Here is a 19,923-nt window from a genome sequence, read left to right as displayed (position 1 = left end):
CGAACGCAAGCGCCGCGTGCGTCAGGCGGCGGCGGCCGGGGCGGCCTGGCGGCGCTGATGCTGGCCGTCCTGCGCCTGATCGGCGGCGCAGGCGGGCTGACCCCGGCCCTGCCGCTGGCCTGGGTCGATCTGTCAGTGCTGATCGCCTGTCCCTTGCTGGCGGGCGCCGTCGCCGTCCTGGCCGCCCGCCTCACGGCGCTGGCGAAGCTCGGCCAGCGTAGCTAGTTAGACTCCTATGAAGTTCCTGACGCTGATCGCCGTGGTGGCGCTGATGTGGCTGACGGGCCTGTTCGTCTTCGCCGAGCGGGTGCGCGGCTTCACGCCCGCGCCTGAACCGGCGCGGGCCGACGCCATCGTCTCCCTGACCGGGCCGTCGGCCGAGCGCGTCAACGCCGCCATCCGCCTGCTGGAGCAGGACAAGGGCGACCGACTGCTGATCTCGGGCGTCAACCGCGAGGTTCGTCGCCAGGAGCTGCGCGCCCTGACGCCGGGCTCCAGCAAGCTGTTCAACTGTTGCGTCGACCTGGGCTTCGAGGCTGAGAACACCGTCGGCAACGCCCAGGAGATCGCCGCCTGGGCGCGGTCCAAGGGTTATGACGACCTGATCGTCGTCACCTCCGACTATCATATGCCCCGCAGCCTGCTGGAGATTCGCGGCGCTGCGCCGGGCGTGCGGCTGACGCCCTACGCCGTCTCCACCCCGTCGCTGGACAACGCCGGATGGTGGCGCGCAACCGAGACCGCCCGGCGCATGACGCTGGAATACATGAAATACCTGGCCGTTCTGGGTCGCGAGGGGATGCACCGCCTGACCGGCCGCCACCCCGAACGCCCCGGCCCGACCGCTGAGGCCGACGCCTCCGAACCGAGCAAGGCCGCCGCATGACGACCGTCCGATCCCTGATCTTCACCCTGTGGCTCTATCTGTCGATGCCGCTGTTCGCCGTCGGCCTGTCGCCGGCGCTGCTGATGCCGCACGGGGTCGCCATGGGGGTGATCAAGCTATGGGCGCGTTTCGTCCTGTTCGGCCTGCGCTGGATCGCCGGGATCAAGGTCGAGGTGCGCGGGCTGGAGCATCGCCCGACCGGCCCCGCCCTGATCGCCGCCAAGCACCAGGGGATGCTGGACGTCATCGCCCCCTTCGCCTTCCTGGACGACGCCTGTTTCGTGATGAAGAAGGAGCTGATGCCCCTGCCGTTCTTCGGCTGGTTCGCCTGGAAGACGAAGATGATCGCAGTCGACCGCGCCGCCCACGCCAAGGCGCTGAAGGACATGGTGCGCCAGACCCGCGCCCGTCTGGCCGAGGACCGTCAGATCCTGATCTTTCCCGAAGGCACCCGCACGACGCCGGGCGAGCCGGCCGACTACAAGCCCGGCGTCGCCGCCATCTATCGCGACGTCGAGGCGCCCTGCTGGCCCATCGCCACCAACTCGGGCGTCCACTGGCCCGCCCACGGCTTTAAACGTTATCCGGGCACGGTTGTTTTCGAGTTCCTGCCGCCGATCCCGGCCGGTCTGAAACGCGCCGCCTTCATGGCTGAACTGGAAAGCCGGATCGAAGGAGCCTCGACCGCCTTGTTGCCGCCCAAAACCTAGGCTTTGGAGAGCGGGCCCCTATATCATCAGTTGTTGACCTGGGACCCGCTCATGACTTCACGCACCACCCTCCGCCTCGCGCTGCTGACCGCCGCCCTCGCGGGCCTGCCCGCCGCCGCCCTGGCGCAGGCGCAGCCGTTCCAGCCGGTCGAGGCCCCGCAGACGTGGAAGGTCGATATCGGCGGCGGCGTGGTGCGCGGCTTCAGCGCCACCGGCAACAACAGCGACGAGGCCAGCTTCACCGCCTGGGGTTCGGCCTCCTATCGCGACATCGTCTACGCCAACGGCCTGGATGGTCTCGGCTGGAATGCGATCAAGCGCGACGGCTTCCACGCCGGCGTGCAGTTGCGCCCCCGTTTCGCGGCGGGCGACATCGACGGCATGGACCGACCGGAGCTGGGCGCGGATGCAGCGCTCTACGCCTACAAGCGTCTGCCGGGGAATATCGTCGTAGGCGGTCGTATCCAGCATGACGCCACCGGCGACGACGCCGGAATGGAATACTACGGCACCGTCAGCCATCAGCGCGTGACCCCCATCGGCCTGTTGCAGACCATGGCCTATATGCGCGCCGCCGACGACGAACGGGTCCAGCGCTACTATGGCGTCAGCGCCGCCGAGGCCGCGAGCAGCGGCTTCACCGCCTTCGAGCCTTCGGGCGGTTTGTCGGCGGCGGGAGCGGCAGCCCTGTTGGCCATTCCGATCGGCGATCGCTACGGCATGGGCGCCTTCGTCAACTACGAACAGCGCCTGGGCGACATCAAGGACAGCCCCCTGATCGAGGACGACTATATCTGGCGCGCCGGAGTGATCGGCGTGGTGCGCTTCAACAGCGGCGACTAGGCCATTGATCTGACGCCTCAGCGCGCCGCGAACTCGCTGAGGGCGTCGATGACGGCGCGGTTCTGGTCCGCCGTTCCGACCGTCACCCGCAGGCAGTCCGGCAGGCCGTAGCTCGCCACGCCGCGCACGATGATCCCCTGGGACTGCAGATAGTCCTGCGCCGCCGAAGCCGGACGTTTCGCGTCCGGGAAGCGGATCAGGATGAAGTTGCCCGAGGCGGGCAGCACCTCGAACCCGAAGCCGCGCACGGCCTGGATCAGGCGCGGGCGCCACTCGGCCACCAGATCTCGCGAGGCCTTCTGGTGCGCCTCGTCGCTCAGGGCCGCGATGGCCGCCTCGATGCCCGGCACAGAGACGTTGAACGGCAGGCGGATGCGGTCGATGGCCTGCTCCACCGACAGCGGCGCATAGCCGAAGCCGACCCGCAGGCCGCCCAGGCCGTGCAGCTTGGAGAAGGTGCGGGTGACGACGACGTTGGGCGCCGTGCGCGCCAGATCGAAGGCGCTTTCCCAGTCCGGTTCGGTCACGAACTCAGCGTAGGCTTCGTCGATCACCAGGATGACGTGGGCAGGCAGGCCCGCGTGCAGGCGGCGGATCTCCTCGCCCGTGGCGAAGCTGCCGGTCGGATTGGCGGGGTTCGACAGATAGACCAGCTTGGTCCGCTCATCGACCAGGGCCAGCATGGCGTCGACGTCGGCGCGGTAGTCCGGCTCGGCCGCCAGCCTGACCTCGGCCTGACAGGCGCGGGCGGAAATCTGATAGGCGACGAAGGCGTACTGGCTGGTGACGATATTGTCTCCGGCCTCCAGATAGGTCTGGTTCAGCAGGGCGAAGACCTCGTCCGACCCATTGCCGAAGATCAGCCGTTCCGGCTCCAGACCATGCGTTTCGGCCACGGCGGCGCGCAACCGATCGGCCCGGCCGTCGGGATAGAGGTGAATCGAGACGACGGCGGCGGCGTAAGCCTCGCGCGCCTTTTCGCCTGCGCCGAGCGCGTTCTCGTTGGAGGACAGCTTGATCGGCTTGGCCACCCCGGCGATGGCGCTCTTGCCGCCGACATAGGGGGCGATGTCCAGGACGCCGCTCTTGGGTTGAGGCGATCCCTCGGGGGCGTTCGCTTCGGTCATGCGCGGGTCATCCTGTCGGCCGCAGTGTTCAGAAGACGGGAGCGGCGCCGATGACGCCGGTCAGGCCGCCGGGCGCGCCGCCCAGCCTGATATCTTCCGCCTGCACATAGCCCGTCAGGACGAACAGCTTCAACCCGCCTCCGCCCGACAGAAATTCGGCCGCCAGCCCCGCCTGGCCCAGGGCCTCCACGATGCGGGCGTCGGGCCAGGCGCTGTCCGTCACCCAGAAGGTGCGGTCGTCGCCCGTCGGCCCCGGCGCCTCGGTCCCGACCAGCAGGGCGCGCGGCGCTCCGGCGGCGTCATCCGGCAGGGCCGCGATCACCTTCAGCATGGGCAGGGCCAGCAGCCGCCCCCACCACGGCCGCGCCGACAGGTCGATCAGGGCGCGCGCCTTCTGCGCTGCGCCATCGCGCACGGCGATCAGGGCCTGATCCGCTTCCGCCATGGGCCGCGCCGCCAGACCCCAGCGATCGGCCGCCAGCACCGACGACAGCGCTCCGCAGGCGATCAAGGGCCGCCCGTTCGTCGCCTCCAACCGCCCCAGTACGGCGCGCACCGCCGCCTTTTCCGCCAGGCTCATTCCTGACAGGACGGCGCGCAGGGCGATGGCGTCGCCGTCGACCGAGCCGCGCGCCCCCGCCGCCAGCCGCGCGCGCACGGCCTCGGCCACGGCCCGCTCCAGCGATAGACGCGCTTCGTCGGCGGGCGGCTCGATCAGCATGACAAGGGCAGCATCAGAACAGCTGCGGCGCGGGCGCCAGGGCGAACGGCCCCAGATAGGTGCGGCCGCCGCGGAACAGGATGGCCAGCTCCACGCCCTGGCCTTCATCGCCGGTTCCGCCCTGAGGCGTGGCGGCGGCGGCCCTGGCGGCGGCGGCGCGGTCCAGCGCCCCGCCCTGCTGGGCGCCCGCCAGGCCGACGATGGCCGCCAGGGGCTTCTCGGCGCGCACGAAGACCTCGCCTTCCAACTGCCCCTTGGCGTCCGCCGACAGGGCGTCGCTGGAGACGAAGGCCTTGCTCTCGCCCGCCTGAAGCTGGCCCTTCACGTCGATGAAGCGCCCGCCCGCCGCCGTCCAGGCGGTCAGCAGCCCCTTGGCGTCCGCGCCCTTGCGCAGGGCCGAAGCCTTTTCGATCACCGCCTCGACCTGAGCGTTCAGCATCCCCGACTGGGTAAAGCCTTCGACCGGGCCGTTCGGACGGCCCTCGCCGTCGACCAGGCGGAACAGCACGTCCACGTCATCGGTCGGGGTGTCGGAGCCGACCATGTGCGGCCGCATGTAGAACTGCACCAGCCCCGCCTGTTTCAGCGGGAAGGGCTCGGCGTCCGGCAGGGCGGTGAAGACCGGCTTCTCCAGCTCCAGCGCCACATTGGGCCAGCGCTGCGTCAGGCCGTGCAGGCTCATGCGGATGCCCTCGGCGCGGATGGCGGTCTTGCCCTTCTCGCCCCGCGTGACGGTCAGGCCGTCCGGCGCCGCCAGCACCCAGCGCGTGGGATTATAGGCGTTGGCCTGGGCCACCATCTCGGGCGCCTCGACGGCATGGCCCGAGGGCGCGATCACATCCAGATGCTTGATCGTCACGCGCGCGTGCATGGGCCAGCCGGTCGTAGCGATTCCCGCGTGCTTGATGGTCCAGCCGCTCTCTTGCAGCCCGGCGATCTTCGCCTCCATCCGGCGCTCGATCTGCTGGGTCAGGAAGAACCACCAGCCGGTCCACAGGACCAGACCCACGGCGACGATGACGAAGGGGATGATCAGTCCCTTGCGGCTGTGATGCGGAGCGGCGGCGGTCGTGTCGGTCATGAGCGCGCTTTAGCAGGACGCGAGGCTGCTGACACGCCCTGTCAGCAGGAACAGGCCAGGCTGCCGCCCGTTCGAATCGCAATCTGACAGGAGACGAGGACCATGGAGACGCAACAGCTTCATCGCGGTCGGCTGATCGACCATCTGCAACTGGTGACGCCCGATCTTGAGGCCAGCCGCCGTTTCTACGGCGCGGTGCTGGAGGCCCTGGGCGTGCCGATCGCCGGCGAGGCCGAACGCTTCTTCTGGGCCGACGAACTGTTCGTCTCGGCGGTGGACAGCATCGCGGCGGCTGGTCGTCCGACGGGCCGCTGCCACCTGGCGTTTCAGGCCAAGGATCGCGCCATGGTCGAGGCCTTCCACAAGGCGGGTCTGGCGGCGGGCGGAACCGACAACGGGGCGCCGGGCGAACGACCCTATCACCCCGGCTACTACGCCGCCTTCCTGCTGGACCCGGACGGCAACAACATCGAAGCGGTGTTCCACGGCGAGGCCGAGCGTTCCGCCGACAGCGTGGTCGTGACGTTCGAGGGCTAGGCCGATCAGGCCGTCAGATCCGCCCAGGTCGCGGCGCAGGCGCGCGCCGCTTCATCAGGCGCCAGTTCGAGCAGCAGGCCGCGCTGGCCGCCGTTGATCAGCACCCGGTCGAACAGGATCGCCGTCTCATCGATGAAGGTCGGGACGGCTTTCCGTTGGCCGAAGGGGCTGACGCCGCCGACCTTAAAGCCGGTCAGGCGCTCGGCGTCGGCGGGCTTCATCATCTGGGCCGACTTGCCCCCCGCGGCGGCGGCCAGCTTCTTCATGCTGACCTCGCAGTCGGACGGCAGGATGACGCAGACAGGCTTGGCGTCCACCAGCGTCATCAACGTCTTGAACACCTGCTCCGGCGCCCAGCCCAACGCCTCGGCCGCCTGCAATCCCACGCGCGCCGCGTCAGGATCGTAGTCGTAAGGGTGCAGTTCAAAGGCGACGCCGGCCTTGGTCAGGGCGACGGTGGCGGGGGTGGTTCTGGACATGGTCAGTCGGTCTGCTCCGCCAGGAAGCTCTTGGTCAACTCCACCGTCTCGGCCAGGCCCAGACGCAACACCTCGGTTCCCGGCGGCAAGGCGGCGAACAGGCGCGTCGGGCAGGCGGCGTCCAGCATGACGAAGACGCCCCGATCATCGGCCCGGCGGATCAGGCGGCCGAACGCCTGGGCGATGCGCCCGCGCGCCAGGGCGTCGTCGTAGGACCGCCCGCCCGAGCCCGTGCCGAACCGCTCGCGCCGCGCCTTGTGCAGCAGGTCCGGGCGCGGCCACGGCACGCGGTCGAAGGCCAGAACGCGCAAGGACCGCCCCGGCACATCCACCCCATCGCGCACGGCGTCGGTGCCCAGAAGACAGCTGTCCCGCTCGGCCCTGAAGACGTCGACCAGCGCCCCGACCTCCAGCGGATCGACGTGCTGGGCGTAGAGCGGCAGGCCCGCCCGCGCCAGCTCCGGCCCCAGCCGTTCATAGACCGCCTTCAACCGCCGGATGGCGGTGAACAGACCCAGCCCCCCGCCCCCCGCCGCCAGGAACAGTTCGCGCATGGCCGCCGCGATCTGGCGCGGGTCGTCCTTGACCAGATCATTGACGACGATAACCCGGCTGTTGGTCGCATAGTCGAAGGGGCTGTCGACCTTCAGCGTCCGCGCCGGTTCGATCAGGCGCGCGGCCCCGGTGCGCAGGCGGGCCAGGTCGAAAGGGTCTTCCGCCGCCGGATCGGACAGGGTGGCGCTGGTCACCAGCACCCCGTGCGCGGGCATGACCACCGCCGCCTCCAGCGGCACGGTCGGGTCGATCCAATGGCGGCGCAGGGCCACGTCGTGGATGCGGCCGAAGGCGGCCTCGGCGCTCAGCCAATCCACATAGTCGGGATCAGGTTCGTCTCCGCCCTCCTCCAGCGCCGCCAGCATGGAGCGCCAGCCGGGCAGGGTCATGCGGCCGCGTCGGTCCAGCCCGCGCAGCGAGCCTTCGATGCGGGCGCGGGCGGCGCCGTCCAGCTCGGCCGCCTCCTCGTCCAGAATGTCTTCGAGATGGCGCGACAGGGCCAGCAGCGGCGCCTCGACGGCGGCGATGGCGCGGGCGGCTTCGCGCGCGGCCTCCAGCACCGGCTCGGTGACGGGGCGCAGGGCGCACTCCAGCCCGAACTCGGCGCCGCCGTTCTCGGCCGCACGGGCGCGCAGCTGCTCCAGCGCCGCGACCAGAAACCGCTCGATCGGCCCGATGGGGTTCACTTCGCCAGACGCCGGGGCGATGCGGCCCGACACCCCCTCGCCCGGCAGTTGGGCGGCGGCCTGAAGCGCGTCCTTCAGGGCCTTGGCGGCGGCTTCGTTGTCGGCGGTCAGGTCGCCCAGACGCTGTTCCAGCCCGCGTCCGCGACGGCCGCGCCCCTCCGGCCCCCTGATCCAGCGGCGCAGTTCGGCCGCCTCCTGCCCCGACAGGCAGGCGGAGAAGGCGCTGTCGGCGGCGTCGAACAGATGGTGGCCCTCGTCGAAGACGATGCGTTTCAGCGCCGCCGTCTCGCCGTCCTGCTTCAGGCCGCGCGCCGTGCGGGCGCCGTCAAAGGCCGCCTGCGTCATCACCAGCGCATGATTGGCCACCACCAGATCGGCCCGGCGGCTGGCGCGGATGGTCTTTTCAACGAAGCACAGGCGATAGTGGGGGCAGGCGGCGTGGACGCACTCGCCGCGCCGGTCGACCAGATTGGCCGGGCCCGCCTGATGCATGGGCGCCGTCGCATAAAGGCCGGGCAGCCAGCCGGGATAGTCGCCGCCGGTCATGTCGCCGTCGCGGGTGTGGGCGGCCCAGCGCGCGGCCAGCGCCATGCCGATCAGATCGCCGTTCCCCAGTTGCGCCGCCTGCACCATGTCCTGAAGGTTCAGCAGGCAGAGATAGTTCTCGCGCCCCTTCCTCACCACCGTCTTGCGGCGGCGCTCGGCTTCATCGGGCCACAGGGCGCGGCTCTCGCGGTCGATCTGGCGTTGCAGGGCGCGGGTGTAGGTCGAGATCCACGCTGCGCCTGCGTTGCGCTCGGCCCACAGGCTGGCGGGCGCCAGATAGCCCAGCGTCTTGCCCGTGCCGGTCCCCGCCTCGGCCAGTAGGACGCGCGGGCGGCCCTCTTCATTGCGCGGCGAGAAGGCATAGGCGGCTTCGGCCGCATAGTCGGACTGGGCGGGTCGCGTCTCGTCCAGACCCGAGGCCTGAAGCAGCTTGTCCAGACGGATGCGGGCGCTCTCGGAATCGACCGGAGCCGACCCCGCCTCGCCGCGCGGCGCCTCGTCCTCCCACTCCTGAAGCCGCGCCCAGACGTCAAGGCCCGAGCCGCGCTGCTGGCGATCGCGCAACGGCCCGGCGCGCAGGGCCTGAAGCACGCGCGGCGACCAGCCCCAGCCCGCCCGCTCCAGCGTCAGGGCCAGCGTGTAGGCTTCCTCTCGCCCCGGATAGGCGGGCGCGGCCAGCTCGGCCAGCAGGTCGGCGGCGGCGGCGCGCAGGGCGGCGGCCTGCGCCTCGGCGCCCCTCGGCTCCTCACCGCCCAGCGCCAGGGCCAGTCCGGTCGGCGACGGAGCGCAGAACCGAGCGGGGCGCACGAAAGCGAACAGCTCCAGCGCGTCCAGCATCTCGGCCGAGCGCGGCGGCGGCGCCAGACCCAGCCGCCGCGCGGTCAGCCCGGCGTGGGCGACGATGACGTCGCCGCCTGTGAACAGACCCTCGGCGGCGCCGCGTCCGATCTTCCTCGCCCCCTGATCGTCGCACACGGCTCCGGCCCCCGGCGGCGTGGCCAGCGCGGGCGGCAGGTCGAACGTCAGGGACGACGCGGTGCTGATCTCGGCGGATTCGACAGTCACCCTCGCTAGATAGCGTCGAAGGTGACGAAACGGAACGGGAACATGTTATAGGCTTGGCGTGACGACGCCGATCACTGCAACGCTTCCGCCTCTGTTCGCCGACTGGTTCGCCGGTCGGGGCTGGTCGCCGCGCCGACATCAGCAGGATATGGTCGCGGCGGCGAAGGCCGGCCAGCACGCCCTGCTGGTGGCGCCGACGGGCGGAGGCAAGACGCTGGCGGGCTTCCTGCCCAGCCTGATCGATCTGGCCGAGCGCGGCCCGAGGCCCGAGGCCGGGCCGGGATCGGGCGTTCACACCCTCTATCTGTCGCCGCTGAAGGCGTTGACCACCGACGTCGAGCGCAACCTGATGACGCCCATCCGCGAGATCGGGCTGAACATCCACGTCGAGAGCCGCACCGGCGACACCAAACAGTCGAAGAAGCAGCGTCAGCGCGACTTCCCGCCCGACATCCTGCTGACCACGCCGGAACAGTTGGCCCTGTTCTGCGCCTGGGAGGGAGCACGGAATTATTTCGCCGATCTGAAATGCGTCGTGCTGGACGAGGTCCACGCCATCTGGAGCGGCAAGCGCGGCGACCTGCTGGCGCTGGGGCTGGCGCGGCTGCAACAGTTCGCGCCTGAGATGCGGCGGGTGGCGCTGTCGGCGACGGTGGATGATCCGGACAGGATCGCAGACTGGCTCTCCCCTTCTCCCCTCGGGGGAGAAGGTGGGCGGCGGAGCCGCTCGGATGAGGGGGACGCCAGGAACAAGCCCGACGCCGCCAGTATAGATCCGCCCGCCCCCTCATCCGTCTCGCTACGCGAGCCACCTTCTCCCCCGAGGGGAGAAGGGATTCGGATCGTCCTCGGCGATCCGGGCGCGCCGCCGGTGGTGGATGTGCTGGTCAGCGAAGGCCGCGTGCCCTGGGCGGGCCACACCGGCGTCCACGCCATCCCCGAGGTCTATGACGCCATCAAACAGGCAGGCCTCAGCCTGATCTTCGTCAACACCCGCTGGCAGGCCGAGTTCGTGTTCCAGTCGCTGTGGGCGATCAATGAGGATGACCTGCCGATCGCCCTGCACCACGGCTCGCTGGCCGCCGAGCAAAGGCGCAAGGTCGAGGCGGCGATGGCGCGCGGCGATCTGAAGGCCGTGGTCTGCACCTCGACGCTGGATCTGGGCATCGACTGGGGCGACGTCGATCTGGTGATCCAGTTGGCCGCGCCCAAGGGGGCCAGTCGCCTGGTCCAGCGCATCGGCCGCGCCAATCACAGGCTGGACGAGCCGTCGCGCGCCCTGATGGTCCCCGCCAGCCGCTTCGAGATGCTGGAGTGTCAGGCCGCGCGCGAAGCCGTGGCCGAGAACGCCTTCGACTGGGAGCCGGAACATACCGGCACGCTGGATACGCTGGCCCAGCACGTCATGGGCTGCGCCTGTTCGGAACCCTTCGACCTGAGCGAACTGTTCGCCGAGGTGACGACGGCGGGCCCCTATCGCGGCCTGACCTATGAGGCGTTCGAGGAGGTCGTCGATCTGGTCGCGGTCGGCGGCTATGCGCTGCGGACCTATGACCGCTTCGCCCGCATCGTGCGCACCCGCGACGGCAAGTGGACGGTCCGCAACGCCCAGATGGCCCAACGCCATCGGATGAACGTCGGCGCCATCGTCTCGGCCGCCAATCTCAATGTGCGCGTCGCCGGGCGGCGTGCGGGCGGCAAGCATCTGGTCGCGGGCCGCAAGATCGGCGAGGCCGAGGAGTGGTATTTCGAGCAGATGACGCCGGGCGACACCTTCGTCTTCGCCGGTCAGGTCTGGGCCTTTCAGGGCATCGTCAAGACGGACGCCTTGGTCTCGCCCGCTGTCGATAAAGACCCGAAGATCCCCTCCTACGGCGGCTCGAAATTCCCGCTGGGCACATCATTGGCCGAGCGGGTGCGGCGCATGGTGCAGGACCGCGATCACTGGCGCGTCCTGCCGCCCGACGTGCAGGAATGGCTGGAGTTGCAGGCCGTGCGCAGCGCCATCCCGGAGGCGCAGACCCTGCTGATCGAGACCTTTCCGCGCGGGACGCGGCATTTCATGGTCGCCTATCCGTTCGAGGGGCGGCTGGCGCACACGACCCTGGCCATGCTGCTGACGCGGCGGCTGGACCGGATGGGCGTCGGGCCGCTGGGCTTTGTGGTGACGGACTATTCGCTGGCCATCTGGTCGATCCGGCCGATGGACGGCCTCGACCTGGACGCCCTGTTCGAGCCGGACATGCTGGGCGACGATCTGGAGGCCTGGCTGGAGGAGAGCTTCATGATGAAGCGCTCCTTCCGCAACTGCGCCCTGATCTCCGGCCTGATCGAGCAGCGCCAGCCGGGGGCGGAGAAGACCGGGCGGCAGGTGACGTTTTCGACCGACCTGATCTACGACGTGCTGCGACGGCATCAGCCGGACCATCTGCTGCTGAGGACGGCGCGGGCGGATGCGGCGACGGGCCTGCTGGACGTGGCGCGGCTGGGCCAACTTCTGAGCCGCATCCACGGCCGCATCGTGCATAGGCGGCTGGACCGGCCCTCGCCCTTCAGCGTGCCGGTGCTGGTGCAAATCGGGCGCGAGCGCGTAGGGGGCGACGCCGCCGAGATGATCCTTGATGAATCCGCCGAGGCTCTGATCGCCGAGGTCATGGAAGACGCGCCCCAGGCGCTGAAAGGGGCGGCGTGACGATATCGTGCATCCTTCTCCCCTCGGAGGAGAAGGTGGCTTGCGGAGCAAGAGGGGTGAGGGGGACGCCCGCCGCGCGCTCCCGGTCTGACGGCTTGCTTGCGGATACAGCCCCCTCATCCGAGCGGCTCCGCCGCCCACCTTCTCCCCCGAGGGGGGAAGGGCGATGAACGCGGCGTTACGGGAAATCCTGTCGCCCCATCGCCATCCCTGCGGCGGGCTGAAGCTCACGGTCAATGGCGAAGCCTGCGTGCTGCGCTGTTCAGGCGCGTTGTGGCTGCCGAAGCGTCAGACCCTGATCGCCTCGGACCTGCATCTGGAGAAGGGCTCGGCCTTCGCGGCGCGCGGGCAGATGCTGCCGCCCTATGACAGCCCCGCCACCCTGGCCCGGCTGGAGGCCGAGATCGAGGCGCTGGACCCGCGCGCGGTCGTCCTGCTGGGCGACAGCTTCCACGATTCAAAGGCGGTGTCGCGCATGGGCGGCGATCAACTGGCGCGGCTGGAAAGCCTGGCCGCCGGGCGCGACTGGATTTGGTTGGAGGGCAATCATGATCTGGACGCCCTGGCCGGCGCGCTGGCCAATCCCTACAAGCGCCTGCCCGGACGAGTGGTCGAAACCCTGTCGCTGGGCGGTCTGTTCCTGATCCACGAGCCGCAGGCTGAACCCGCGCCGGGCGAGGTCGCGGGCCATCTGCATCCCGCCGCGCGCGTCGCCGCCTATGGCCGAGGCGTGCGGCGCCCCTGCTTCGTCACGGATGGGCGGCGGCTGATCCTGCCCGCCTTCGGCGCCTTCACCGGCGGGCTGGACGTGCGCGACCGGGCGATCGCGGACCTGTTTCCCGTCCCGCCGCTGGCCGCCCTGCTGGGGCGGGACAAGGTCCACGCCGTCGCCTTCGACCGCCTGAGCTGACGAAAGGCGACGGCGCGCTCAGCCTCAGCCGACGTGCGGCGTGATGATGCCCAGCGGCAGGGTGGTGACGTTCTTCACCCCGCGCGTGACGATGTGGCTCTCGCAGTTGGAGACGATGCCGAGCGTCAGCAGCTTGTCGCGCAGGAACTGGTCGAACGCGTGCATGTCGGTGGTGATGATGCGCAGGACGTAATCCTCGCGCCCCGTGATGGTGGCGCACTGCACCACTTCGGGCCAGCTTTCGACGGCCTGTTCGAAGATCTGCAGGTTGTCGCGGGTCGGCAGGCTCAGCTTGACGATGGCGTAGACTTCGAAGTCCAGGCCCAGAAGACCGGCGTCCAATAGCGTGACACGCTTGCGTATCAGGCCAGAGTCCTCCAGTCTCTTGATCCGGCGCCAGCACGGCGAGGCCGACAGGCCGACGCGATCGGCGACCTCGGCGACAGACAGGCCTGCGTCCTGCTGAAGGATGTCGAGGATGCGCGCGTCGATAGGGTCGAGGTCGTCGGCCAAAGGCTTTCTCCGAATTAGCTTTCTGCGCAATAAAATACCCCAAATCGCCATTTGGCAAGGGTGTTTTTAGGAGAGCCAACAATCATACGCCATGCTATGCCCTCATCCATAAGGAAACGCGGCCGGTTCAACCGGACGGGAGGCATTGATGAAGAACACCCCGACGCTGTCGCTGCGCGTGCCGGAGCCTTCGGGCCGGCCGGGCGACACGCCTGATTTCAGCCACCTGAAGCTCGACGCGCCCGGCGCGGTCGACCGCCCGGACGTCAGCACGGCGCCTGCCGAAATGCGCGATCACGCCTTCCGCCTGATCCGCGTGCTGGACGATGAAGGCCAGGCCGTCGGGCCGTGGGACCCCAAGCTGGACCCTGAGACGATGCGTCGCGGCCTGAAGGCCATGATCCTGACGCGCGCCTTCGACGACCGGATGCACCGCGCCCACCGCCAGGGCAAGACCAGCTTCTACATGAAGTGCACCGGCGAAGAGGCCATCGCGGTCGCCCAGGGCATGATCCTGAGCCGCGAGGACATGGGCTTCCCCACCTATCGCCAGCAGGGCCTTCTGATCGCGCGCGACTATCCGCTCGCGACCATGATGAACCAGATCTATTCGAACGCCGAAGACCCCATCAAGGGCCGCCAGCTGCCGATCATGTACTCGGCCAAGGACTACGGCTTCTTCACCATCTCGGGCAATCTGGGCACGCAGTATATCCAGGCCGTGGGCTGGGGCATGGCCTCGGCCATCCGCGGCGACGACAAGATCGCCATCACCTGGATCGGCGACGGCTCGACGGCCGAGAGCGACTTCCACTCGGCCCTGACCTTCGCCGCCGTCTATCGCGCGCCGGTCATCCTGAACATCGTCAACAACCAGTGGGCCATCTCGTCCTTCCAGGGCATCGCCGGCGGGCTTGAGACCACCTTCGCGTCCAAGGGCATCGGCTATGGCCTGCCCGCCCTGCGCGTCGACGGCAACGACTTCCTGGCCGTCTGGGCCGCGACCCAGTGGGCCGAGGAGCGCGCCCGCACCAACCAGGGCGCGACGATCATCGAGCTGTTCACCTATCGCGGCGCCCCGCACTCGACCTCGGACGACCCCAGCCGCTACCGCCCCGGCGACGAGCATGAAAAGTGGCCGCTGGGCGACCCGATCGCTCGCCTGAAGCAGCACCTGATCGGTCTGGGCGAATGGTCCGACGAACAGCAGGAAGAAGCCGAGAAGGAAGCGGTCGAAAAGGTCCGCGCCGCCGCCAAGGAATCCGAGGCCATCGGCACGCTCGGCCAATCGCGCCCCAGCGTGAAGACCATGTTCGAGGAGGTCTATGCGACCGAGGACTGGCGTCTGGTCGAACAGCGCCGCGAAGTAGGAGTCTGAGTGATGGCCGAGATCAACGACAAGATTGAAGCCGACATGGTCGACCAGAAGAACGCCCCGGCGTCGGTCGCCCCAGAAGCCTCTGCAGCCGCCCCCGCCGTCGCCTCGATGAACATGATCCAGGCCCTGAACTCGGCCCTGGACGTCAAGATGGCCGAAGACCCGACCGTCGTCTCCTACGGCGAAGACGCGGGCTATTTCGGCGGCGTCTTCCGCGTCACCGACCATCTGCAGAAGAAGCACGGCATGAACCGCAGCTTCGACGCCCCCATCTCGGAAACCGGCATCGTCGGCGCCGCCATCGGCATGGCCGCCTATGGCCTGCGCCCGGTCGTCGAGATCCAGTTCGCCGACTACATCTATCCGGCCTACGACCAGATCGTCTCCGAAGCGGCCAAGATGCGCTATCGCTCGGGCGGCCAGTTCACCACGCCGATGGTGGTGCGCAGCCCCTACGGCGGCGGCATTTTCGGCGGCCAGACGCACAGCCAGTCGCCGGAAAGCCTGTTCACCCACATCGCCGGTCTGAAGGTGGTGATCCCGTCCAACCCCTATGACGCCAAGGGTCTGCTGACCGCAGCGATCGAGGACGACGATCCGGTCATCTTCTTCGAGCCCAAGCGCCTCTACAACGGCCCCTTCGACGGCTGGCACGAAAAGCCGGTCAGCCCGTGGAAGGCCCAGGAACTGGCCCAGGTCCCGACCGGCAAATACGTCGAGCCGATCGGCAAGGCCCGCGTGATGAAGGAAGGCTCCGACGTCACCATCCTGGCCTATGGCACCATGGTCTGGGTCGCGCTGGCGGGCGCCGAACATGCGGGCGTGGACGCCGAGGTCATCGACCTTCGCACCCTGGTTCCGCTGGACATCGAAGCCATCGAGGCCTCGGTCAAGAAAACCGGCCGCTGCGTCATCGTGCACGAGGCGCCGAAAACCTCGGGCTTCGGCGGCGAACTGAGCGCGCTGGTGCAGGAGCGCTGCTTCTATCACCTGGAGGCGCCGGTGGCGCGCGTGACCGGTTGGGACACGCCCTATCCGCACGCCTTTGAATGGGAATATTTCCCCGGACCGCAGCGGGTCGCCGACGCGCTGAAAGCCGTCATGTCGGGAGGCCGTTAAGATGGGTCGTTTCGTCTTCAAGCTGCCCGACGTGGGCGAAGGCACCGCCGAAGCCGAGCTCGTCGGCTGGCACGTCAAGGTCGGCGATACCGTCGCCGAGGATCAGATCGTCGCCGACGTCATGACCGACAAGGCCACGGTCGAACTGACCAGCCCGGTCGCGGGCGTCGTCACCGCCCTGCACGGCGAGCCCGGTCAGATGATGGCCGTGCGCGGCCCGCTGGCCGAGTTCGAGATCGAGGGCGAAGGCAACGCCGCCGCCGATGAACCGGCCCCCGCGCCCGTCCCCGCCGCGCCGGAACCTGCTGCTGCTCCGGTCGACGCGCCGAAGGTCGAGGCCGCCCCGGCCCCGGCCGCCGCCGCCGGCGCCAACCACGTCTTCAAACTGCCCGACGTCGGCGAAGGCACGGCCGAGGCCGAGCTGGTCGGCTGGCACATCAAGGTCGGCGACGCGGTTCAGGAAGACCAGATCCTGGCCGAGGTCATGACCGACAAGGCCACGGTCGAACTGACCAGTCCGGTCTCCGGCGTCGTCGTCGCCCTGCACGGCGAAGCCGGTCAACAGATCGCCGTCGGCGGCCCGCTGGTCAGCTTCAAGGTCGAGGGCAAGGGCAATGTCGTCGAGGCCCCCGCCGCTGCCCCGGTGCCTGTCGCCAAGGCCGCACCTGCGCCTGCCGGCGCACCGGCTGCGGCGCCCGCGCCCAAGTCTGTCGCCAAGGTCGACGCCAAACCCGTTCCGGCCCTGACCGGCCGCCAGCCGGGCGAGCGCCCGCTGGCCTCGCCCGCCGTGCGCAACCGCGCGCGTGATCTGGGTATCGACCTGGTCTTCGTGCCGGGCAGCGGCCCCGCAGGCCGCATAGAGCACGCCGACCTGGACGCCTTCGTCGCGCGCGGCGGGACGATCGCCCCGGCTGCGGCCTCGGGCGGCTCGCTCTACGCCAAGGCCGAGGGCGCCAACGAAGTCCGTATCATCGGCCTGCGCCGCAAGATCGCGGAGAAGATGGCCGAGAGCGTGCGTCGCATCCCGCACATCACCTATGTCGAGGACATCGACATGACGGCGGTGGAAGAGCTGCGCGCCCACCTGAACGCCCAGAACAAGGGCACAGGCCGCGCCAAACTGAACGTCCTGCCCTTCATCGCCCGCGCCATCGTCGTGGCCCTGAAGGACCAGCCGAACATCAACGCCACCTATGACGACGAGGCGGGCGTGCTGACCCAGCACAACGCCGTCCATCTGGGCATCGCCGCCCAGACGCCGAACGGCCTGATGGTCCCGGTCGTCCGCCACGCCGAAGCGCGCGACGCCTACGACACGGCCGAGGAGATCGCTCGCGTCTCGGGCGCCGCCAAGGACGGCAGCGCCAAGCGCGAGGAGCTGTCCGGCTCGACCATCACCATCACCTCGCTGGGCATGCTCGGCGGCGTGGTGCACACGCCCATCATCAACCACCCCGAAGTCGCCATCGTCGGTCCGAACAAGATCGAAGAGCGCGTCGTGGTGCGGAACGGCCAGATGGTCGTGCGCAAGATGATGAACCTGTCCTCCAGCTTCGATCACCGCATCGTCGACGGCCACGACGCGGCGGTCTTCGTGCAGAGGATCAAGAACCTGCTGGAGAACCCGGCCACGCTCTGGATGAGCTAATCCAACTCACCCCTTCCGCTCGCCCAACGAAAGCAGGGCGAGCGGAAGAGAGGATGCCGCAGATGAAGACTGGTGCTCTGATCATCGCCTTCGCGCTCGCCACCCTCGGCGCAGTCCCTGCTCACGCCTGTCTTCCGGAACCGCCCCCGCTCTGGACGTCGATCCTGCGGGCTGGCGGCCCCGCACTCTTTATTGGCCGCGTGACCACCGTGGAGCCGTTGGCGGAACCGCGTCGCACAGCGACCCTGGAAATCTCGGGATCCAAGGCCACCATCGAGCGCCTGGAAACGATCCAGGGCCAAGCCAAGTCGATCTACACCCTAACGGCCGCCGAAAACGTTCGCCGCCTTGGCGACTACACCGGCATGGTCTGCGTCGATTTTCAGCGCGTGAAAGTCGGCCACCTCGTGCTCGGGATGGAAACCCCGAACGGCGCCGTACGCCTTTTTGAACCCCAGCAAATTCCTCCCGAATTCACCTCTCGCATTGAGGCCTATCGTTGACCCAGAACCTGAAAACCAAAGTCCTGATCATCGGCGCCGGGACCGGCGGCTATGTGGCGGGCATCCGTTGCGGCCAACTCGGTCTCGACACCGTGCTGGTGGATGCGTCGCCGGGCCTCGGCGGCACCTGCCTGAACGTCGGCTGCATCCCGTCCAAGGCCATCATCCATGCCGCGGGCAAGTTTGAGACGGTGGCCAAGGCCGCGTCCGACGCGGGCACGCTGGGCATCACCGCCTCGACACCGGCCATCGACCTGTCCAAGACGGTCGAGTGGAAGGACGGCGTGGTCAAGAAGCTGAACGCGGGCGTCGCCGCCCTGCTGAAGAAGGCCAAGGTCAAGGTCATCAAGGGCTGGGCCGAGTTCTCGGACGCCAAGACCTGCACCGTGAAGACCGACGACGGCGACATCCGCATCACCGCCGAACACGTCATCCTGGCCACGGGGTCGGAGCCGGTCGAACTGCCCTTCCTGCCCTTCGGCGGCGACGTGATCTCGTCCACCGAGGCCCTGAGCCTGCCGGAAGTGCCGAAGAAGCTGGTCGTCGTCGGCGGCGGCTATATCGGCCTGGAGCTGGGGATCGCCTTCCGCAAACTCGGTTCGGAGGTCGCCATCGTCGAGATGGCCGAGCGCATCCTGCCGCTCTACGACAAGGCCCTGACCGACCCCGTCGCTAAATGGCTTGAAAAGCACAGCGTCCAGTTGCTGCTCGGCGCCCGCGCAGGCGGCTTCGGAGACGGCAAGCTGAACGTCACCGACAAGGACGGCAATCCGATCCAGCTGGACGCCGACAAGGTGCTGGTCACCGTCGGCCGCCGCGCGCGGACCAAGGGCTGGGGCCTGGAGAATATGGGCGTGGCCATGAACGGCCCGTTCGTGAAGATCGATGATCGCTGCGCCACCAGCATGAAGAACGTCTGGGCCATCGGCGACCTGACCGGCGAACCCATGCTGGCGCACAAAGGCTCGGCCCAGGGCGAAGTGGTCGCCGAGATCATCGCCGGGCACGACCGCGTGTTCGATCCGACCACCATCGCCGCCGTCTGCTTCACCGAGCCGGAAATCGTCTCGGCGGGCCTCGGCCTCGATGACGTGAAGGGCCGCGATGACGTGATCCAGGCCGTCTTCCCCTTCGCCGCCATCGGCCGCGCCCTGGCCATCGAGGCGGGCGAGGACGGCGGCTTCGTCCGCGTCATCGCCTCCAAGACAGACCACCGTCTGCTAGGCATTCAGGCCGTCGGCCAGCACGTGTCGGAGCTGTCCAACAGCTTCGCCCAGATGCTGGAGATGGGCGCGGTGCTGGAAGACGTGGCCGGAACCATCCACGTCCACCCGACCCTGGGCGAAGCCTTCCACGAGGCGTCCCTGCGGGCGCTGGGCCACGCGATCCACATCTAAGGGCGCTAACGCTCGCGACGCGGTCGCTCGCTGCTTGAGCGCAGTCGAGCAGGCCGCGTCGAACACCCTGCTCGGCGCCGCTTGCCCAGCACGCGCAAAGGAACGAGGCTTCCGCAAACGGGAGGCTTTGATGAGCGCCGAGACCCATTACCTGGCCGTCTTCACAAGCGACAAGACCGGCCCCAAGTGGCGGGCCTGGCGCGCCATGAGCGAGGCCCAGCAAGCCGAGACAGCCCGCATCGGCGTGGCCGCCGTCGCCGAATGGGAAGAGGCGCACCGCGACTCCATCGTCTTTCAGGGCGGCCCGCTGGGCCCGACCAAACGCATCGGCGACAACGGCGAAGTGACGGACGTCGTCAACCTGCTGACCGTCTTCATGGTCGTGCGCGCCGACAGCCACGAGGCGGCGGCCCGCCTGTTCGAGAACCACCCCCACATGGGCATCTTCGTCTGCGACGGGGTGGAGGTGATGCCGGTGTTGGGGTGAGGCTCAGTTCATTCTGATCGGACCTACTACCCAAGACGTA

Annotated in this window: 18 protein-coding genes and 1 pseudogene; 13 read left to right on the top strand and 6 right to left on the bottom strand. The window is 69.0% G+C overall.

What is annotated here, in order from left to right; translation table 11 throughout:
- From FM111_RS00885 to FM111_RS00870, 4 genes and pseudogenes are all read left to right on the top strand, one after another.
- A pseudogene (locus FM111_RS00885) lies at positions 1-225 on the top strand (ABC transporter permease); the annotation flags it as partial.
- A gap of 10 nt (positions 226-235) precedes the next feature.
- Entirely contained in the window at positions 236-886 is a 651-nt protein-coding gene (locus FM111_RS00880) for a YdcF family protein (RefSeq protein WP_087138855.1), read from the top strand.
- Positions 883-1,596 (top strand): lysophospholipid acyltransferase family protein, encoded by a 714-nt coding sequence (locus FM111_RS00875; protein ID WP_087138854.1) that lies wholly within the window; start codon positions 883-885, stop codon positions 1,594-1,596. Before FM111_RS00880 ends, FM111_RS00875 begins: the two co-directional genes overlap by 4 nt.
- Positions 1,597-1,647: 51 nt before the next feature.
- Positions 1,648-2,439, top strand: coding sequence for a MipA/OmpV family protein (locus FM111_RS00870; RefSeq protein ID WP_087138860.1), 792 nt, complete (start codon positions 1,648-1,650; stop codon positions 2,437-2,439).
- A gap of 17 nt (positions 2,440-2,456) precedes the next feature.
- Here FM111_RS00870 and hisC read toward each other — a convergent pair whose 3' ends face one another.
- The 3 genes from hisC to FM111_RS00855 are packed head-to-tail and all read right to left on the bottom strand — an operon-like array spanning position 2,457 to position 5,368.
- Complete coding sequence (gene hisC, locus FM111_RS00865; RefSeq protein WP_087138853.1) at positions 2,457-3,566, bottom strand: histidinol-phosphate transaminase; 1,110 nt, start codon at positions 3,564-3,566, stop codon at positions 2,457-2,459.
- Between the two features lie 28 nt (positions 3,567-3,594).
- Entirely contained in the window at positions 3,595-4,287 is a 693-nt protein-coding gene (locus FM111_RS00860; RefSeq protein ID WP_087138852.1) for a hypothetical protein, read from the bottom strand.
- Between the two features lie 13 nt (positions 4,288-4,300).
- Positions 4,301-5,368, bottom strand: coding sequence for a DUF2125 domain-containing protein (locus FM111_RS00855; RefSeq protein ID WP_087138851.1), 1,068 nt, complete (start codon positions 5,366-5,368; stop codon positions 4,301-4,303).
- 102 nt (positions 5,369-5,470) lie between these two features.
- Here FM111_RS00855 and FM111_RS00850 point away from each other — a divergent pair, with 102 nt between their 5' ends.
- Entirely contained in the window at positions 5,471-5,905 is a 435-nt protein-coding gene (locus FM111_RS00850; RefSeq protein ID WP_087138850.1) for a VOC family protein, read from the top strand.
- 5 nt (positions 5,906-5,910) lie between these two features.
- Here the strand turns inward: FM111_RS00850 and ybaK are convergent, their stop codons facing one another.
- Together ybaK and FM111_RS00840 are read right to left on the bottom strand one after the other, a co-directional pair.
- Positions 5,911-6,384, bottom strand: coding sequence for a Cys-tRNA(Pro) deacylase (ybaK, locus tag FM111_RS00845; protein WP_087138849.1), 474 nt, complete (start codon positions 6,382-6,384; stop codon positions 5,911-5,913).
- A gap of 2 nt (positions 6,385-6,386) precedes the next feature.
- Entirely contained in the window at positions 6,387-9,236 is a 2,850-nt protein-coding gene (locus FM111_RS00840) for an ATP-dependent DNA helicase (protein ID WP_087138848.1), read from the bottom strand.
- Between the two features lie 58 nt (positions 9,237-9,294).
- On the opposite strand from FM111_RS00840, the gene FM111_RS00835 reads away from it, so the two are divergent.
- Together FM111_RS00835 and pdeM are read left to right on the top strand one after the other, a co-directional pair.
- Positions 9,295-11,928 carry a ligase-associated DNA damage response DEXH box helicase gene (locus FM111_RS00835; RefSeq protein ID WP_087138847.1) on the top strand — a complete coding sequence of 878 codons (2,634 nt, stop codon included), beginning with the start codon at positions 9,295-9,297 and terminating at the stop codon, positions 11,926-11,928.
- A gap of 166 nt (positions 11,929-12,094) precedes the next feature.
- Positions 12,095-12,838 carry a ligase-associated DNA damage response endonuclease PdeM gene (gene pdeM, locus FM111_RS00830; RefSeq protein WP_087138846.1) on the top strand — a complete coding sequence of 248 codons (744 nt, stop codon included), beginning with the start codon at positions 12,095-12,097 and terminating at the stop codon, positions 12,836-12,838.
- A 24-nt stretch (positions 12,839-12,862) separates the two neighbouring features.
- Here the strand turns inward: pdeM and FM111_RS00825 are convergent, their stop codons facing one another.
- Positions 12,863-13,351, bottom strand: coding sequence for an Lrp/AsnC family transcriptional regulator (locus FM111_RS00825; protein WP_003166242.1), 489 nt, complete (start codon positions 13,349-13,351; stop codon positions 12,863-12,865).
- A 148-nt stretch (positions 13,352-13,499) separates the two neighbouring features.
- Between FM111_RS00825 and FM111_RS00820 the strand changes: the two genes are divergently transcribed.
- From FM111_RS00820 to FM111_RS00795, 6 genes are all read left to right on the top strand, one after another.
- The gene (locus FM111_RS00820) at positions 13,500-14,729 is read left to right on the top strand and encodes a 3-methyl-2-oxobutanoate dehydrogenase (2-methylpropanoyl-transferring) subunit alpha (protein WP_087138845.1); all 1,230 of its coding nucleotides are present in this window, start codon (positions 13,500-13,502) and stop codon (positions 14,727-14,729) included.
- Positions 14,730-14,732: 3 nt separating this feature from the next.
- Positions 14,733-15,848 (top strand): alpha-ketoacid dehydrogenase subunit beta, encoded by a 1,116-nt coding sequence (locus tag FM111_RS00815; protein WP_179204975.1) that lies wholly within the window; start codon positions 14,733-14,735, stop codon positions 15,846-15,848.
- A 1-nt stretch (position 15,849) separates the two neighbouring features.
- Positions 15,850-17,496 carry a 2-oxo acid dehydrogenase subunit E2 gene (locus FM111_RS00810; RefSeq protein WP_087138844.1) on the top strand — a complete coding sequence of 549 codons (1,647 nt, stop codon included), beginning with the start codon at positions 15,850-15,852 and terminating at the stop codon, positions 17,494-17,496.
- A 53-nt stretch (positions 17,497-17,549) separates the two neighbouring features.
- Positions 17,550-17,999 (top strand): hypothetical protein, encoded by a 450-nt coding sequence (locus tag FM111_RS00805; protein WP_087138843.1) that lies wholly within the window; start codon positions 17,550-17,552, stop codon positions 17,997-17,999.
- Positions 17,996-19,396 (top strand): dihydrolipoyl dehydrogenase, encoded by a 1,401-nt coding sequence (gene lpdA / locus FM111_RS00800; RefSeq protein ID WP_087138842.1) that lies wholly within the window; start codon positions 17,996-17,998, stop codon positions 19,394-19,396. The genes FM111_RS00805 and lpdA overlap by 4 nt, the downstream gene beginning before the upstream one ends.
- 130 nt (positions 19,397-19,526) lie before the next feature.
- Positions 19,527-19,883 (top strand): hypothetical protein, encoded by a 357-nt coding sequence (locus tag FM111_RS00795; protein WP_087138841.1) that lies wholly within the window; start codon positions 19,527-19,529, stop codon positions 19,881-19,883.
- The last annotated feature ends 40 nt before the right edge of the window (positions 19,884-19,923 follow it).

It is taken from the genome of Brevundimonas diminuta 3F5N (genome assembly GCF_900163625.1).
GTDB classification, from domain to species: Bacteria; Pseudomonadota; Alphaproteobacteria; order Caulobacterales; family Caulobacteraceae; genus Brevundimonas; species Brevundimonas diminuta_A.
This window is presented reverse-complemented; position numbering and strand designations above follow the sequence as displayed.

Bases quoted from the DNA above. Each gene is read 5' to 3' on its own strand.
- FM111_RS00805 (WP_087138843.1), top strand. From the start codon at position 17,550: ATGCCGCAGATGAAGACTGGTGCTCTGATCATCGCCTTCGCGCTCGCC.
- FM111_RS00810 (WP_087138844.1), top strand. From the start codon at position 15,850: ATGGGTCGTTTCGTCTTCAAGCTGCCCGACGTGGGCGAAGGCACCGCC.
- FM111_RS00870 (WP_087138860.1), top strand. From the start codon at position 1,648: ATGACTTCACGCACCACCCTCCGCCTCGCGCTGCTGACCGCCGCCCTC.
- FM111_RS00880 (WP_087138855.1), top strand. From the start codon at position 236: ATGAAGTTCCTGACGCTGATCGCCGTGGTGGCGCTGATGTGGCTGACG.
- pdeM (WP_087138846.1), top strand. From the start codon at position 12,095: ATGAACGCGGCGTTACGGGAAATCCTGTCGCCCCATCGCCATCCCTGC.
- FM111_RS00815 (WP_179204975.1), top strand. From the start codon at position 14,733: ATGGCCGAGATCAACGACAAGATTGAAGCCGACATGGTCGACCAGAAG.
- FM111_RS00795 (WP_087138841.1), top strand. From the start codon at position 19,527: ATGAGCGCCGAGACCCATTACCTGGCCGTCTTCACAAGCGACAAGACC.
- FM111_RS00855 (WP_087138851.1), bottom strand. From the start codon at position 5,368: ATGACCGACACGACCGCCGCCGCTCCGCATCACAGCCGCAAGGGACTG.
- hisC (WP_087138853.1), bottom strand. From the start codon at position 3,566: ATGACCGAAGCGAACGCCCCCGAGGGATCGCCTCAACCCAAGAGCGGC.
- FM111_RS00850 (WP_087138850.1), top strand. From the start codon at position 5,471: ATGGAGACGCAACAGCTTCATCGCGGTCGGCTGATCGACCATCTGCAA.
- ybaK (WP_087138849.1), bottom strand. From the start codon at position 6,384: ATGTCCAGAACCACCCCCGCCACCGTCGCCCTGACCAAGGCCGGCGTC.
- FM111_RS00820 (WP_087138845.1), top strand. From the start codon at position 13,500: ATGAAGAACACCCCGACGCTGTCGCTGCGCGTGCCGGAGCCTTCGGGC.
- FM111_RS00860 (WP_087138852.1), bottom strand. From the start codon at position 4,287: ATGCTGATCGAGCCGCCCGCCGACGAAGCGCGTCTATCGCTGGAGCGG.
- FM111_RS00875 (WP_087138854.1), top strand. From the start codon at position 883: ATGACGACCGTCCGATCCCTGATCTTCACCCTGTGGCTCTATCTGTCG.